Annotated in this window: 17 protein-coding genes and 3 pseudogenes; 6 read left to right on the forward strand and 14 right to left on the reverse strand. The window is 41.6% G+C overall.

Going from position 1 to position 14,156, the window contains the following annotated elements:
- Positions 1 to 117 precede the first annotated feature (117 nt).
- Positions 118 to 801, forward strand: coding sequence for an ABC transporter ATP-binding protein (locus tag AC6I3O_RS22115; RefSeq protein ID WP_497852719.1), 684 nt, complete (start codon positions 118 to 120; stop codon positions 799 to 801).
- On the forward strand, positions 798 to 3,425 hold the full coding sequence (locus tag AC6I3O_RS22120) for an FtsX-like permease family protein (RefSeq protein ID WP_497852720.1): 2,628 nt from the start codon (positions 798 to 800) through the stop codon (positions 3,423 to 3,425). Before AC6I3O_RS22115 ends, AC6I3O_RS22120 begins: the two co-directional genes overlap by 4 nt.
- Positions 3,426 to 3,493: 68 nt before the next feature.
- Here the strand turns inward: AC6I3O_RS22120 and AC6I3O_RS22125 are convergent, their stop codons facing one another.
- The 8 genes and pseudogenes from AC6I3O_RS22125 to AC6I3O_RS22160 all read right to left on the reverse strand — a co-directional run.
- A complete protein-coding gene (locus AC6I3O_RS22125; protein ID WP_497852721.1) occupies positions 3,494 to 3,919 on the reverse strand; it encodes a GNAT family N-acetyltransferase in 426 nt (141 codons plus the stop codon).
- 49 nt (positions 3,920 to 3,968) lie between these two features.
- On the reverse strand, positions 3,969 to 4,601 hold the full coding sequence (locus AC6I3O_RS22130; protein ID WP_497852722.1) for a hypothetical protein: 633 nt from the start codon (positions 4,599 to 4,601) through the stop codon (positions 3,969 to 3,971).
- Between the two features lie 93 nt (positions 4,602 to 4,694).
- Positions 4,695 to 5,543, reverse strand: coding sequence for a YitT family protein (locus AC6I3O_RS22135; protein WP_497852723.1), 849 nt, complete (start codon positions 5,541 to 5,543; stop codon positions 4,695 to 4,697).
- Between the two features lie 74 nt (positions 5,544 to 5,617).
- Positions 5,618 to 6,106, reverse strand: coding sequence for a GNAT family N-acetyltransferase (locus AC6I3O_RS22140; RefSeq protein ID WP_497853565.1), 489 nt, complete (start codon positions 6,104 to 6,106; stop codon positions 5,618 to 5,620).
- Between the two features lie 51 nt (positions 6,107 to 6,157).
- Positions 6,158 to 6,544: pseudogene (locus tag AC6I3O_RS22145) on the reverse strand (GNAT family N-acetyltransferase); the annotation flags it as partial.
- Positions 6,545 to 6,682: 138 nt separating this feature from the next.
- Complete coding sequence (locus AC6I3O_RS22150) at positions 6,683 to 7,153, reverse strand: GNAT family N-acetyltransferase (protein WP_497853567.1); 471 nt, start codon at positions 7,151 to 7,153, stop codon at positions 6,683 to 6,685.
- Between the two features lie 244 nt (positions 7,154 to 7,397).
- Positions 7,398 to 7,529 (reverse strand): hypothetical protein, encoded by a 132-nt coding sequence (locus tag AC6I3O_RS22155; RefSeq protein ID WP_497852724.1) that lies wholly within the window; start codon positions 7,527 to 7,529, stop codon positions 7,398 to 7,400.
- Between the two features lie 19 nt (positions 7,530 to 7,548).
- Positions 7,549 to 7,766: pseudogene (locus tag AC6I3O_RS22160) on the reverse strand (plasmid recombination protein); the annotation flags it as partial.
- Positions 7,767 to 7,910: 144 nt separating this feature from the next.
- On the opposite strand from AC6I3O_RS22160, the gene AC6I3O_RS22165 reads away from it, so the two are divergent.
- Both AC6I3O_RS22165 and AC6I3O_RS22170 read left to right on the forward strand, forming a co-directional pair.
- On the forward strand, positions 7,911 to 8,489 hold the full coding sequence (locus tag AC6I3O_RS22165) for a GNAT family N-acetyltransferase (protein WP_497852725.1): 579 nt from the start codon (positions 7,911 to 7,913) through the stop codon (positions 8,487 to 8,489).
- A gap of 66 nt (positions 8,490 to 8,555) precedes the next feature.
- Positions 8,556 to 8,696: pseudogene (locus AC6I3O_RS22170) on the forward strand (helix-turn-helix domain-containing protein); the annotation flags it as partial.
- Between the two features lie 58 nt (positions 8,697 to 8,754).
- Here AC6I3O_RS22170 and AC6I3O_RS22175 read toward each other — a convergent pair.
- From AC6I3O_RS22175 to AC6I3O_RS22185, 3 genes are all read right to left on the reverse strand, one after another.
- On the reverse strand, positions 8,755 to 8,883 hold the full coding sequence (locus AC6I3O_RS22175; RefSeq protein WP_497852726.1) for a helix-turn-helix domain-containing protein: 129 nt from the start codon (positions 8,881 to 8,883) through the stop codon (positions 8,755 to 8,757).
- A gap of 125 nt (positions 8,884 to 9,008) precedes the next feature.
- A complete protein-coding gene (locus AC6I3O_RS22180) occupies positions 9,009 to 9,827 on the reverse strand; it encodes a hypothetical protein (protein WP_497852727.1) in 819 nt (272 codons plus the stop codon).
- Positions 9,828 to 9,959: 132 nt separating this feature from the next.
- Positions 9,960 to 10,340, reverse strand: coding sequence for a hypothetical protein (locus AC6I3O_RS22185; protein ID WP_497852728.1), 381 nt, complete (start codon positions 10,338 to 10,340; stop codon positions 9,960 to 9,962).
- A 325-nt stretch (positions 10,341 to 10,665) separates the two neighbouring features.
- Between AC6I3O_RS22185 and AC6I3O_RS22190 the strand changes: the two genes are divergently transcribed.
- Complete coding sequence (locus tag AC6I3O_RS22190; protein WP_497852729.1) at positions 10,666 to 10,914, forward strand: helix-turn-helix domain-containing protein; 249 nt, start codon at positions 10,666 to 10,668, stop codon at positions 10,912 to 10,914.
- Positions 10,915 to 11,110: 196 nt separating this feature from the next.
- On the opposite strand, the gene AC6I3O_RS22195 is transcribed toward AC6I3O_RS22190, so the two are convergent.
- From AC6I3O_RS22195 to AC6I3O_RS22205, 3 genes are all read right to left on the reverse strand, one after another.
- Entirely contained in the window at positions 11,111 to 11,872 is a 762-nt protein-coding gene (locus AC6I3O_RS22195) for an MBL fold metallo-hydrolase (RefSeq protein WP_497852730.1), read from the reverse strand.
- Between the two features lie 30 nt (positions 11,873 to 11,902).
- Complete coding sequence (locus AC6I3O_RS22200; RefSeq protein WP_497852731.1) at positions 11,903 to 12,352, reverse strand: HEAT-like fold family protein; 450 nt, start codon at positions 12,350 to 12,352, stop codon at positions 11,903 to 11,905.
- A gap of 261 nt (positions 12,353 to 12,613) precedes the next feature.
- A complete protein-coding gene (locus AC6I3O_RS22205; RefSeq protein WP_497852732.1) occupies positions 12,614 to 12,859 on the reverse strand; it encodes a hypothetical protein in 246 nt (81 codons plus the stop codon).
- 382 nt (positions 12,860 to 13,241) lie between these two features.
- Here AC6I3O_RS22205 and AC6I3O_RS22210 point away from each other — a divergent pair, with 382 nt between their 5' ends.
- Positions 13,242 to 14,126: a MerR family transcriptional regulator gene (locus AC6I3O_RS22210; protein WP_497852733.1), complete on the forward strand. Its 885-nt coding sequence runs from the start codon at positions 13,242 to 13,244 to the stop codon at positions 14,124 to 14,126.
- Positions 14,127 to 14,156: the final 30 nt, after the last annotated feature.

Here is a 14,156-nt window from a genome sequence, read left to right on the forward strand (position 1 = left end):
GAATAGTCACGGATGGGTAATGTAGGCAGGATATACTAGAAAGCACATCAGGAGAGTAAAGCATGCAGGAAATTATCTGCATCATTTCTGAGAGTCTATTTTAAGAAGGGGAATCGTATGGAAATATTACGGATTGAGGATCTTTGTAAGGTTTACGGGGAAGGTGAAAATGCGGTCCATGCGCTTGAGCATGTTTCATTCTCAGCGAACCGTGGGGAATTTATCTCCATCGTCGGCTCTTCCGGTTCGGGCAAATCGACGCTTCTGCATCTGATTGGCGGTGTTGACCGCCCTACCTCCGGAAAGGTGACGGTCGGGGGCGTGGATGTCTATGGGCAGAACGAGGAGGAGCTTGCTATCTTCCGCAGACGCCAGGTGGGGCTGATCTACCAGTTCTATAATCTGATTCCTGTACTGAATGTGCGGGAAAATATGTCTCTTCCGGTGTTGATGGACGGCAGGGATATCAACGAAAAACGGATGGAGGAACTGTTAGAACTTTTGAAGCTGAAAAACAGGGAAGGGCATCTTCCCAACCAGCTCTCCGGTGGGCAGCAGCAGCGCGTATCCATCGGAAGAGCGCTGCTCAACGCACCGGCTCTCCTTCTTGCCGACGAGCCTACCGGAAATCTGGACAGCGAGAATAGCCGGGAAATCATGAAACTTCTGCGCTATTCCAATGAAGTGTACCACCAGACCATCATTGTGATTACCCACGATGAAAATATCGCCCTTCAGGCAGACCGGATTCTTGCCTTGGAAGACGGCCGTATTGTGAAAGACGAGGTGATCCGCCGATGAATATTTTCTCGAAAATAACGGCAAAAACTATGAAGGCAAACCGTGTCCGGACAATCGTGACCATAATCGGCGTGATTTTATCTACTTCTATGATTACGGCAGTGGCGACCTTCGGCTCCAGTTTCCAGAGATTTCTGGTGGATTATTCCATTTCTCAAAACGGCAAGTGGCATGTAGCCGTCACAGGCACAGATTCTGAACAGGCACATTCCCTTTCGGAGCATGAAGACGTGGAGAAGGCGGCAGTGCTGAAAACCCTTGGCTACGCCTGGTTTGAACCGGTAGTGAGGCAGTCTCCTTCCATGCCTTATCTGTATGTGCGCTCACTGTCCAAGGAAGCCCTTGAGATGCTGCCCGCCCACATGAAGGAAGGCCGGATGCCAAAGACAGCGGATGAGATTGCCGTTCCTGCATTTATGCTGGCAAATGAAGATGAGGGCAGCCAGACGGAGATTGGCGACACGCTGACGCTTGAACTTGGCGAGCGTTCCTATGAGGGCATCAGACTCGGGCAGTCAAATGAATATATGGATGATGAGTATGAAGATGACGAGACATTTACTCCAACGGGGACACGGACATTTACCGTGGTGGGCGTCTATGCTACCTGGCCCGACGTGTCCTTCTGGGCTCCGGGTTATGACGTGCTGGCCGGCCCGACGGAAGAGGAGACAGAGTATCAGGACGTATTTCTGGAATTGAAGCAGCCCCGCCACGTTTTTGATTTTTCAGATGAAAACCTGGGAAAAGGCGGGACGGCGGTCATGTACAACAACTCTCTCCTGAGATGGCTTGGAATTGCGGACAACTCCAATTGGGTGATTGTGCTGACAGGGCTTATGGTGATTCTGGTCGGAGTCATTATGGCTGGCTCCATTTCACTGATTTACAATGCATTTTCCATTTCAATGCGGGAGCGGACAGTACAGTTCGGGCTTCTTTCCTCCATTGGCGCAACGAAAAAGCAGCTCCGGCGCGCCATGCGCTATGAAGCATTTTTTGTAAGCGCAGTGGGCATCCCGCTGGGAATCCTTGCCGGAGTCGGGGGAATCGGGGTGACGCTCCATTATATTGGAAGCGGGCTAAGCAACTGGATTCATGGCACGGAAAAGGGAATTCCGCTGTATGTCCCAATCTGGGCTGTAGCGGCGGCGGCTTTCATTGCATTTGTGACGATTATGATTTCTGTGTGGATTCCTTCCAGAAGGATTCGCAAGATTACGCCCTTGGAGGCAATCCGTTCCAGTACGGACATCCGTATCAGACCCAATGAAGTCAAGACGGGAAACTGGATTTCATCCTTATTCGGGCTTGAGGGGATGATGGCGCAGAAGAATTACAAGCGTGACCGCAGGAAATACCGCGCCACCGTGATTTCTCTGACCATGAGCATCGGGCTGTTTACGGCGGCGGGACTGTTTAATATGTATCTGTTAGAGACAGGGGCTTTTGTTCTGGAAGCGCCGGAGATGGATTTGAAGTATACCCTTTATGCAGATGTAAACGAACGAGAGGCAGACGTAGAACATGTCCTGAAACGGACGGAAGGAATCCAGGCTGTGTCGAAACATTATCGGGACTCCTTTTATTTTGCCATTCCAAAGGATTGGGCGCAGACAGGGCTTCTCAGTATCTATTCCCAGACATTGTCTGCCGAGGGGGATACGCCGGAAACGGCTCCGGATGACACCGTCTGGATTCACGCAAATATGCTCATTTTAAATGATGCGGATTTCAGGCAATTTGCCCGGGAACAAAAGGTGGAAGTTTCCTCCTATCAAGACAGCGGCCATGTGAAGGCGTTATATCTGAATACTGCAATAAATTTTAACACGGATACTGAGCGGTATGAGAAGGAAACCATTTTCCCGGAAGAGACTGACCAGTTGTTTGAGGGCGGATATCTGGAGTATGACGATGAAGGAAGAGCCGTAAGTTTCCACAAGACGATGGAATTCGAGCTTGGAGACCCCGTTGAGCAGATGCCGGAGTCTTTTGGGGAATACACAGATGGAATCTTTATGATTCTGCCGGAATGTATGTACCAGAAATTCTATGAAAATTTTCAAACAGAATTTCTCAGCGCCGTCTATGGGATACAATGTGAGAATCTAAACGAGACCTTCCGGAAACTTGAAGCCCAGATGGAAGAACAGCGTTTGTCGGATTGCGGGTATATGGAAAATTTGATGGAAGAATACGAGACGGACAGGAATACCCTTGTCGCAGTCAAGGTGCTGACTTATGGTTTTGTGGTTTTGATTTCTCTGATTGCTGTGGCAAATGTGTTCCATACCATTTCCACGAACCTGATGCTTAGACGTAAAGAATTCGCTATGCTGCGCTCTATGGGAATGTCGCCTAAAGGGTTCCGGAAAATGATGAATTTTGAATGTTTGATTTATGGGATTCGCTCGCTGGTATATGGATTCCTGCTGACCGGGCTTATCAGCGCGGCGTTGTACCGGACGCTGGGAGCTGGGGCGGATGTGGATTTCCTGATGCCTTGGGGGTATCTGTCCGTGGCGGCAGCCGGGGTGTTCCTGGTGGTGTTCCTGACAATGATGTATACCATGAGAGTGATTAAGAAGAATAATATTGTGGAAGAGCTGAAAATGAATTAATGTGAAAAGCAGTTAGGGTTTGCATATTTTATGCAAGCCCTATTTGCTTGTGAATTTCCCTTGAAGCGTCATTGCTCTTGCAAAGTTCTATACTGTGAAAATGCCCTACACCCCATATCTGTATCCATTGTAAATCCAATAGACTTATAAAATTGAATAGTCTTTTTTGTATTGTCGGTAAGTAAATGTTTCTGATATACATCCTTGTACTCTAATAAAATCTTTTCAAGCAATGCCTTCCCGATACCCTTGTGTTGGTACTCTGGATAAACCAACAAGTCTTGAATAAATACCACAGAAAAACCGTCTCCTACAACTCTGATAATCCCCGCCATTTTATCATTCATATAAGCAGCATAGATCTTTAAAGAATTTTCGTATGCATTCTTCAGCATTTCAGGGTTATTTACATAATTTGTCCAACCAACACTTTGGTATAACTTCAATATCTCGCTCTCATTATATTCTTTATATTCTTTGATAAAAACTTCCATATCTGTCCTTTCAAGCCGTTTGCTTTTCGATAATCATTCAAACTGATGCCTACAACATTCCCCCGAAAATTCCGGCAAGAACTGTGGCAAAGCTCCCGGTTACAAAACCAGCAATATTCATCTTTGGAAGCAGATAGTTTTCGATGGTCTGTCTCTCCATTTCATTCTCTGCCGTTACTTCCGCAACCTCCTTCGACAGATACATGGTTGCAGGGAATCCATACATACATGTCAGGCACATTACGATTGCCAGGTTCGGCTCGATTTTAAAAATCTTCCCACATATAAAGCCCGTAATACATCCGAAGAATGTGCCAACGCACAGAATGAATGCCATTGGCCCGAGAAGTGCAAGTACGTCTGACGGCGAGCATGTTGCGAAATCTGAAAACAGAATGATAACACAGGCAAACAGAATGAATCCTAAAGACTCTGTCTTCCCTAACGTATCCTCATCCAAGAATCCAATCTCAGTGAAAATAGTACCCATAATCAGGGCAACGATAATATAACTTACGTTGATTCCTGTCAGCTGCAGCAGAATTGCGGAAAAATAGTAACTAACTACGCCGACAACGCCAAGCTTCATCAAATGGAAGGATGGTCTGTCCAATGATTCCGGGAAACGAATCAGCCGCTTCTTGGCAGTCGTTGTCTCCCCAAGAACTGCGCTGCTGTACACTTAAGCTTAATAGTAGCAGTCGGATTACTCATTCTTTCGTCTCCTTGTTTCATCATTGTAGTAATAGCTATTTGTCACAGAACAGGAAAGCTTTTAAATTCTCCCGTTCTTTGGCGTATAACGCATATCATTCACATTATAAACGGTAATGAACGCCGCCGGATCTTCCTTGGTAACATATTGCATTAATTTCTGGTATTCATTTTTGTCAACAATCGTAATAATCTCATTCTGGAATGTACCTCCATATGCTCCTTCTGCCTTATAAATGGTTGCTCCACTTTTCAGGGTATACAATATCCAGTCACGGATTTGCTTCTCTTTATCCTTTGAGATGATGCAGACTCTTCTCTTTATGTTCTGTCCGAAAATGAAATGATCCAGCACCATGCCATTCAGATAAGTTCCCAGGACACTTAATACCACGGTCTTTTTATCATACACAAATGCCGAACTCAACGCTACCAACATACCGCTGATACTCATCGCCTTGCCGAGATCCATATGCAAATACCTGTTCAGTATCTTTGCCACAATATCAAGCCCACCGGAGGACGCGTTCATATTGAACAGAATGCTAAGCCCAATGCTCACAGTAAAGATATAACAGGCCACGTCTAGCAGGGCATCTCCGGAAATCGATCCGTTGTTCGGCAGCAAGAACTCAAAAATACCAAGAAATACTGGCAGCAGAATAGATGTATATACGGTTTTGAACCCAAATTCGTGTCCGCAAAGGAGGAAACCAGCTATCAGTAGAATAACATTCAGGATCATTGTAATTACTGACACAGATAAGGGAACAAAATTGGACAGTACTATTGCCAGACCAGACACTGAACTGACCGCCGCATGGCTGGGAATCAGAAAGAAAAATACTGCCGCCGCAATAATCAGCGTAGCTATTGTCATCACTAATAATTCTCGAATCGTTCTTTTCATTTTTTTAATATCTCCTGTTCATAAACTACACTTTCGATTATATCATTTTCACCTTGTATCTGCCACTATAATTGCTATAACTCCATTTCATCTTCCATTTTCACAAAGCCATACTTTTCATATAACGGTCGCCCCATATCAGTTGCCTCTAACGCAATCTGTATCACGCCCAGTTCCTTCGCATCCTTTATTAGTAAATCCAATGTGCGAAATGCAATCCCCCGTCTGCGATATTCCGGCGCCGTATACATATTCATAATATACGCCTTTTTACCAGTTGGATTGTGATAGGTCGGCATGACCTGATAAAAGCTCACGCCACCTGCACCGATAAATTTCTCGTTGTCATATACTAAATATGCGATATGTTCACCACTCTCCAACGCCCGCTTATAATATGCATAAGATTCCTGCTCCACTATGGACATATCCACGTCATCAAGCAGCCTATTTGCTGCACGAAGGACTATAATTCTTGTTCTTACCAGTTCATCAATATTTTCTATAGTAGCTCTTTTATATTCAAATTCATCTGCCGCATCTATATGAAGTTCTTTTTCCATAACCTCATACGCAAGTATCACTCCATTTTCTACTGGATAATGTTCATGCTTTGTTATAGAAAAGCCCAACTTTCCATAAAGTGCTGCTGCGGGCAGTGAAGCATCCAGATAAGCCTTATCATAATTTTCGCTAATCTGAGCTACAATATTCTTTATAATAAATGTGCCATAGCCCATTTTCTGCTGTTCCGGCAACACATAAACTCTTGTGATATGATTATCTACGAAACATCCTGTAGCTATAATCTTCCCATCTATTTTGATAACGCTTACATAATTATTTTCAATATCCTTTTTTATAGCATCCATGCTGTGTAAATCACAAAAAAAGTCCACCACTTCAACCGGATAATATTTCGGATATACTGTTTTTATCGTATGTTGTACTACATTATATACCTCCTGCGCATCCTGTATTTTTGCGAGTTCATATATCATAATCTTTCTCCAACTTTTAATTATCGATCCACTGAATATAATGCGGGCGGCACACTAACCTTCCCTTATTGTTGTCGTCGTATCCTCTCACCATAATAAATAAGCATCTTTGTGTTTCTATTATCGCTTTTATCTTCTTTACAACCGACAAACCATGATGTATTCTTCTTCATTTTCGTCAATGATTTCAAAACCTGCTTTCTGATACATACAAACCGCATAATTTACCTTCTGCACAGAAAGAGAGGTCTGCTTATACCCTTTTTCTCTCAGAAATTGCAACATAGCTTCCATAAGCGCTGTACCAATTCCTAAATTCCTGTATTCCTCATACAGTGATATTGCAAATGAGGGCGTTTCATCATCAATATGCCCGTAATCATCCATAATACGCACCCATACCGCACCTATAATCTTCTCTTTTATTTCTGCAACTAAGCACCAATCATCTTCTTTCCCAAAATCTTCGATATATACTTGAAGCTTTGGCTGTTCAATAATAGATTTTGGTGGTTTTCCCATACCCTCTGGAATAAAAATTGCTTCATACAGAAAATCAGATAATATTGGATATTCATTTTCTCTGATTTTCCTAATTTGATAATGCATACTTACTCCTTTATTACTTCTTTTAATACACTCTGCAAGATGCTCAATTATAGGCAAATTCTTTTAACACAATCCAAATGACTTTCTCCACTTTCCAAAGCACCACCTAAGAAACTTAACAAAAATCATTCACTATCGAGTTCACATCAATGGCAAGATGTTATTTGCCTGCCATCTGCTTCTCCTGCTACTCAATCATAACTATATAATATGGCCTAAATTATAAGCGATTTTTCTAAGAAAATCAACTATTAGTTTCCGTATCTTCAATCAGATTTTTCTTCAACACAGTAAGAGTTTCTTGGTTCTTTTTCAGCAGTTCAAGCTGTCGATAATTAGGCGTTTTCTTTCTCTCTTCATTGACTTTATAGGGCATATCCTATCAATCCCCTTTCCTATCGGCTCATTTCAGAAGCACGTTTCGGGCGTTTAATTGCCTTTTCTGCCTGCTCTAATGCCTTTGACCGTCTACTATCGGCTGCACCTGTTTCCTGCCTAAATGACGATCCAAACGCCCCAAATCAGACTCTTTTTCCTGCAATCGTTCTATGGTATCGATCTGCTCCATAACCTTATCCGTCAAGCGGCTATTCTGTTTTTGTTGCCCGTCCAGTTCCCCTGCAGTTACAAATATCCCATTTGTTAAACTTATCTTTTTTATTAGATTTAGCATTTCTGATAAATTTTTGTTACTGTATTATTTGAAATGTGTTAAAATATAGTAAATAAAACAATCGAACTTTTGAAAGGAAATTACATGAACATAAATATCAGACAAGCTACCGAAAATGATAGGAGTGATATCGCTTTGTGTATCGCAGAGGGATTTAAAAAAGACTTTAATGTATTATGCAAAAATACACATACCGTAGCAACCGCAATCAGTACAGGCATACAGATTTCAAAGTTTTATGTGGCGGAATCCGAAAATAAAGTAGTTGGTGTCGTAGCTATATCTGATTGCAATGGCAGAGCCGCAGTAACAGATATAGCTTTTTATAAAGAAAATTTTGGATTTATCAAAGGGAACATTGCAAATTTAGTGTTAAAAGAAGAATTTGAATCATCATTAGACTATCCGCCAACCACAGGCTATATTGAATTTGTCGCTGTCCGAAATACATACCAAAGAAAAGGAATTGCTACATCTATGTTGAAAGAAAGTATAATACAGAGCTCCTATGAAGATTATGTACTTGACGTTACAGATGTCAACACTGCCGCTATCCATTGTTATTCTGCATTAGGATTCAAGGAATTTAAAAGAGTAAAAGAAAAGCACAGTAAGCAGAAAGGATTTTCGGCAAAAATATACATGAGATATCAAAAGAAATGATTCCCTTAAATATATGATTTCATAAAGGACAGAATTAACATGGCAATATGAAAGCGGCTAAAGAGAATACGCACGTTCCGGGGCTTGACACAGCGTGAATTGGGCTTGAAATTGGGATATGAGGAACGCAACGCTGATGTTCGTATCGCACAGTATGAATCCGGCTATCGTGTTCTTAAAACCAACACTTTATTGGAAATGGCAAAGATATTGAAATGCAGAAACGCTAGTTCTGTTTTCTGGTATGCAGATTATGCATATATATCTATTTTTCCAGCTCTTTCTCTGCTGAGACAAAGACAAGCAAATCTTGAATTTTGCATTCCAAGGCGGTACAAAGCTTGCACAATCCAAAAGTGTACAGCCGGGTAATGTCATTTTCACATACATTCATGTAGGCGTTTTGGAGCACAACTTATAAGATAGCACCCAGTATTTGCTGGGTGCTATCTCCGTTATACTATCGGCATACGCAAAAAAAAGCGACATCCGTGGTGGATATCGCTTTTTTTATGCTGTTTATTTCACAGCCCCGCATTTCGTACAGGTATGGTTTACCAGTTCCTGCTTCGTCTCTACGTTGTGATGAACGGTCTTTGTCTCGGCAGGATGGTTTACCGTCTTGTATTCCGCAGGGTGGTTTACGGTCTGGTATTCCGCAGGAATCGTAATGGTTTCTGTTTTACCGTTACGGCTGCCGCAGTTCGCTGCTGCTGCGGGATTCGTGAATGCCAGCAGTGAGTGCTGCTGAATTTCAGCTTCGGTATATAGTTTTGCACCGCATGAACATAAGTCGTAGCTTCTGGTAGTGGTCTGTGCTTCTCTTACACATACCTGCTCGGACCATGCGTCTCTGACCAGTACCTGCTCGGACCATGCCGCCTTGACTGTTACAGTCTCATCCCATGCTGCCTTTGTAGTTACGGTCTTATAGTTTGCTTTCCAGTTATGGCTGCATCCCTTCGGAGCTTCTGGCTTTTTGTCATTGGTCGTTGGCTGGCTCGGCTTCTTGTCGTTGGACGTAGACGGCTGCTTGGACGGTGTGGACGGTTTCTTATCGTTGGATGTAGACGGCTTCTTGGTATCCGTAGAGGTAGACGGCTTCTTGGTATCCGTGGACGTAGACGGTTTTTTCGTATCTTCTTTCTTGGTATCCGTCTTGTTGGATTCCTCTTTCTTGTCGTCCGGCGTCTTGGTATCCTCCGTCTTTTTATCCTCTATCTTGGATTCCTCTTTCTTGTCGTCGGTTTTCTTATCTTCCGTCTTGGAAGTATCGTCCTTCTTATCTTGAGTATCCTCTTTGTCACGGTCAATCTCGACCGTATCCATTTTAGCCATGGTTTAACATGAAAGGCAGACTCAAGTCTTCCCCACATATGTTTCCTTTTTTCTCATGGTCATGCGCTCCTTCCTAAACTAAATCCGATTGCTCTATTGACACACCCGGCATTCCGAATGGAATGCACCCCTTTACGCCTTTTGGCTTCTGCTGATTTGGAAAGCGGCTATGGACGATACAACAAGAAGGATTCCACCTGCCAGAAACAGGAGAAGACCGATTCCATTTAAAAACGATTGCCCGCAATTCCTGTATGTATATATAATCCATCCCATACTTGCTAAGGAAGTAATAAGCATAATCAAGTTTTTCTGGAAAAAGCCTAATACAATCGTAGCAATCAAGAGTGCCGCTAAAACCATGATATATGTTTTCCCATCGCCGTTATTAACGTTACTGGAGCTTATCAGCATTATGATGGATTCACCGCTCCATGTGCCGCTGTTTTTTATAAACGCCGAAACCAACGCCAAGATACTTCCTGCCAGTACGCCAATATGCCCGATGTTCAATTTCCCTTTAGTTTCTTTTGGGTTGTCAATCGTTTCTACATTTTCATTTACTGCCGTATTCTCATTTGGCGGAGTCCTGCCGTAAGAAGAGAGCTTCTTCCAATTTCCTTTCCCTTCTGCAAATTTCCCTCAAAAATCAGATTGTCGTCTGATTTGTGCAAGATTGAGACGTAAATAAAATTTACTTAATTAATAATACCCCCCCCCCAGTATTTTTTGTCAACATTCCCTATTGTACTATCCGTATTAATATATGAGGAATAACCCTCATATTATCCACAATTATTATGTGTAATAATAAAGAAAAAGTAAAGGGAGAATTTGGATGATTTCCTTTGAACCATTAAGAGAACTCTTCGTTCAGAGAGGTATCACAACTTATTATCTCCGCAATAAATGCGGGAATTATAATCTGGATAGCAAGACAATCAAAAGATTGATGAATGATGAATCTGTATCTACGAATACATTGAACTCCTTATGCAATATCTTAGATTGTGATATTTCAAAGATTGTCCGCTTTATCCCCGACAGCGATACCCAAGATGATTCTGAATCATTTCCTAATAGTTAGCAAAAGAAAAGGAACGTTCCGTGATTTCGTATTTGGAACGTTCCTTAATTTATTATGCCATTCTTTGTAAGGTTCGGCAAAAGTAGTAAATTGGTAGTAAATTCAATCGTCATATTGCTTCAAATGCCCGCAAATGCAGTGTTTCCGGGCATTTCTGGATAAGAAATAAAAGTTTATCTTTGTCATAGCCTATTTCCTATAGCCATACTCCCCAATCTCCATAATCAAATGTCCCACTGCCATGATGAAGTTTTCCGTCCGCCTTGAGATTTCTAAACGCTTCCCGCATACGAATTAAGATTTCCGGTTCTATATCCAGTGAGTGGTGCGCCGGAAACACTTTTTTTACAGGCAATACCGCAACTTTTTCCAAAGAATCAAGATATGCTTCCGGGTCAGTAGACGGATAATAAGCAAACAGAATATCTTTATAAACCAAATCGCCAGTAAATAAATATCCCCTGCTTTTTTCCCAAAAGCACAAATGCCCCGGAGAGTGTCCGGGAGTATGCAGCACTTCAACTTCCCTGTCGCCAATATCAATGATGTTATGGTCTGTCAGCACTTTTGTTGGCATACCCTGAAACAATTCATAATCTCTCACGCAAAACCCTTCGGGCAAATCACAGCGGTCTATGACCATCTCTCTTATCGTTTCGATTGATAAAGGGAATTTACCATTCAGCCAATCCAATTCATCAGCATGGGCATAAAAATCCGGGAAATACTTATGCCCGCCAATATGATCCCAGTGAATATGCGTGGCAACTGCCATAATTGGCTTATCGGTAAGCTTCAGCACTTCCTCATAGATATTGGAAATGCCAAGCCCTGTATCAATAAGCAGACTTCCGTTATTTCCATTCAACAGATAACAATGTGTTTCCTCCCAATGGCGGTATTCACTGATACTATATGTATTTGCATCAATTCTATCTATTGTAAACCAGTTATCCATTACTCCACACTCCTTAAAATCTCAATAAATTTATAGCTTCTCTATCTCTGCCAAAGAATTTTGAATATCCTTATAAACCAATGGTTGCATACTGTCTGCATAAATAGATATATCCGCTTTTTGTAATGCCGTAAAAATATCTTCTTTTAATTCCGGCTTATTCTTTGCAATGATAGGCAGTAATTTTATGCACTGTCTTGCCGTTATTGGCTTAACATCTTCTATATGCTTCAAATATTCGTCTATGATTTCATCAATTTTATTATCTTTATCCCATTTAGCGTTATAGGAAATCAGCGTAAGCCCTCTTGTCCGAATGTAGGAATTATCACTGTCGATCATATCGGCTAACTTATCCATATAACAATATACCTTGTCCGAGTTCTCACATTCTTTTTTCAACATCTGTAATGCTTTGTATGCCGTATTATTATTTTTATCAAATAACAATGTAAAATTATCCTCAATATTTATTTCCATGCCGTTTCATCTCCCATGTCTTAAATCATGCTTTCGATTATAGCACTTTCTCTCTGTACCTGCCACTATAAAATACAGGGCACAGCAACCGCCACGCCCCACATTTCTTATCGCTCCAACGACTTCTCAATCTTCTGTTTCTGCCCTTTCAGGTCATTCTGCTTCTCATAAAGATTATTGCGCTCCATGATTTCCTTTGACTGTACCATTTTGTTAAGTTCGTGTTGTAACCTTTTTTGCTATTTTTCCAACCTTTCATTTTCAGATAACAGCTTTATCTTTCCGTATCTGCTCCGTTTCCTGTCCTGCCGCTATCTGCTGATGAAGAATATCGGATAATTCCTCTTGACTGCCGGAGATTATCTGTTCCAGTTCCGCAACCTCTTTCTGTCGCTCCTGCTTTTCAAAATCTAAAACTGATAAGAGCTTCTCATGTGTTCCTTTTTTCTCCCACTCAATATCATGCTTTAGCATAATTTCCGCAAGCCGTTCTTTCTCTGCCGCCACCCACTGGTTACGTTCCGTTTCGCCTGTTCCATTTTATTTGCTTTCGGGGCAATACCGCCTAAGACTTCATCAGCCGTAATCTCATAATCCCCTAGCCACTGAAAACCGTCCCGTCGGAGGAAGAACACCAACGGGCGATTGAAGCACTCTCAAAGGATTTAGACGCTGTTAAACAGAGTATTCTCGATGACAGCAAGATTGTTAAAAAAGGTGTTCGGGGAATATCTGTTAAAATATATCCCGAAAATGAATGAGAAAAATTTTTGCAAAAAGTATTGACTTCCACGTAACGTGATACTGTATTCTTTACTCATAGGAGCAGAATAGATATAAGCCGACAATCTCTGTCTTGCTTCTTCACAAATTTAAGGAGCTGATAAGAATGCGAACCATAAGCCAAGTTGCCGAATTAACAGGCATAAGCATACGAACATTACAATACTATGACGAAATTGCATTGTTAAAGCCAAGCAAATTGACCGAATCCGGCTATCGCCTATATGATGATGAAGCCTTACAAAAGCTGCAACAAATTCTATTTTTTAAGGAATTGGGATTTAAGCTGAAAGAGATTAAAGAAATTCTGCTAAAACCAGACTTTGATAGAATCAAGGCTTTCAAAAGGCAAAAAGAGTTGCTTCTGCTAAAACGCAATCGGACAGACCGACTTATACAGCTTCTTAGCCGCTTAGAGAAAGGAGAACAATGTATGAGTTTTAAGGAATTTGACCTGTCTGATTACATTACCGCTTTAGAGGATTTTAAAAATAACAGCACTGATGATGTTATCAAGCACTGGGGAAGTATTGAAAATTTTGATATGTTTATTCAAAAAATCAAAGATGATGAAGCAGAGGTAGCTAAACTTGCCATTCAGCAATTCGGCAGCATTGAAAAGTACACCGAAGCCATGAAACATAATTTAGAGCATTTCTCTGAACTCATAGATACACATTTAACGGAAGAAGTGAAAGAAATCGGAAAACAATCTGATATACTGTATGGCAGACTAACTGCTGATTTGTCAGAAGATGTTTCCTCTTCCAAAATTCAGTCCATTGTTCAGGAAATATGGTCATTTATACAGGAAAACAGCACTAACGTATCCATATCTTGTAGTAAATCCTACATGAATATGCTTATCAACGCATATTCAAGCGATTATATCAAAAGCATGACTGATAGCAAATACGGAGAGGGGGCTTCTGATTATATCGTAAAAGCGTTCCGTTACTACTCGGAGAATAACGCTTCCGAAAACAATTAGAGTAAACGGTAGATAGCGAGTACCTCGACT

Source organism: Sporofaciens sp. St.21A7 (assembly GCF_059728535.1).

What these genes read in the sequence shown, in the direction of transcription:
- AC6I3O_RS22165 (WP_497852725.1), top strand. Translation starts at nt 7,911, where the DNA reads ATGAACATAAATATCAGACAAGCTACCGAAAATGATAGGAGTGATATC.
- AC6I3O_RS22120 (WP_497852720.1), top strand. Translation starts at nt 798, where the DNA reads ATGAATATTTTCTCGAAAATAACGGCAAAAACTATGAAGGCAAACCGT.
- AC6I3O_RS22180 (WP_497852727.1), bottom strand. Translation starts at nt 9,827, where the DNA reads ATGGCTAAAATGGATACGGTCGAGATTGACCGTGACAAAGAGGATACT.
- AC6I3O_RS22175 (WP_497852726.1), bottom strand. Translation starts at nt 8,883, where the DNA reads ATGAATGTATGTGAAAATGACATTACCCGGCTGTACACTTTTGGATTG.
- AC6I3O_RS22140 (WP_497853565.1), bottom strand. Translation starts at nt 6,106, where the DNA reads ATGGAAAAAGAACTTCATATAGATGCGGCAGATGAATTTGAATATAAA.
- AC6I3O_RS22190 (WP_497852729.1), top strand. Translation starts at nt 10,666, where the DNA reads ATGATTTCCTTTGAACCATTAAGAGAACTCTTCGTTCAGAGAGGTATC.
- AC6I3O_RS22200 (WP_497852731.1), bottom strand. Translation starts at nt 12,352, where the DNA reads ATGGAAATAAATATTGAGGATAATTTTACATTGTTATTTGATAAAAAT.
- AC6I3O_RS22210 (WP_497852733.1), top strand. Translation starts at nt 13,242, where the DNA reads ATGCGAACCATAAGCCAAGTTGCCGAATTAACAGGCATAAGCATACGA.
- AC6I3O_RS22115 (WP_497852719.1), top strand. Translation starts at nt 118, where the DNA reads ATGGAAATATTACGGATTGAGGATCTTTGTAAGGTTTACGGGGAAGGT.
- AC6I3O_RS22195 (WP_497852730.1), bottom strand. Translation starts at nt 11,872, where the DNA reads ATGGATAACTGGTTTACAATAGATAGAATTGATGCAAATACATATAGT.
- AC6I3O_RS22150 (WP_497853567.1), bottom strand. Translation starts at nt 7,153, where the DNA reads ATGCATTATCAAATTAGGAAAATCAGAGAAAATGAATATCCAATATTA.
- AC6I3O_RS22135 (WP_497852723.1), bottom strand. Translation starts at nt 5,543, where the DNA reads ATGAAAAGAACGATTCGAGAATTATTAGTGATGACAATAGCTACGCTG.
- AC6I3O_RS22125 (WP_497852721.1), bottom strand. Translation starts at nt 3,919, where the DNA reads ATGGAAGTTTTTATCAAAGAATATAAAGAATATAATGAGAGCGAGATA.
- AC6I3O_RS22155 (WP_497852724.1), bottom strand. Translation starts at nt 7,529, where the DNA reads ATGCCCTATAAAGTCAATGAAGAGAGAAAGAAAACGCCTAATTATCGA.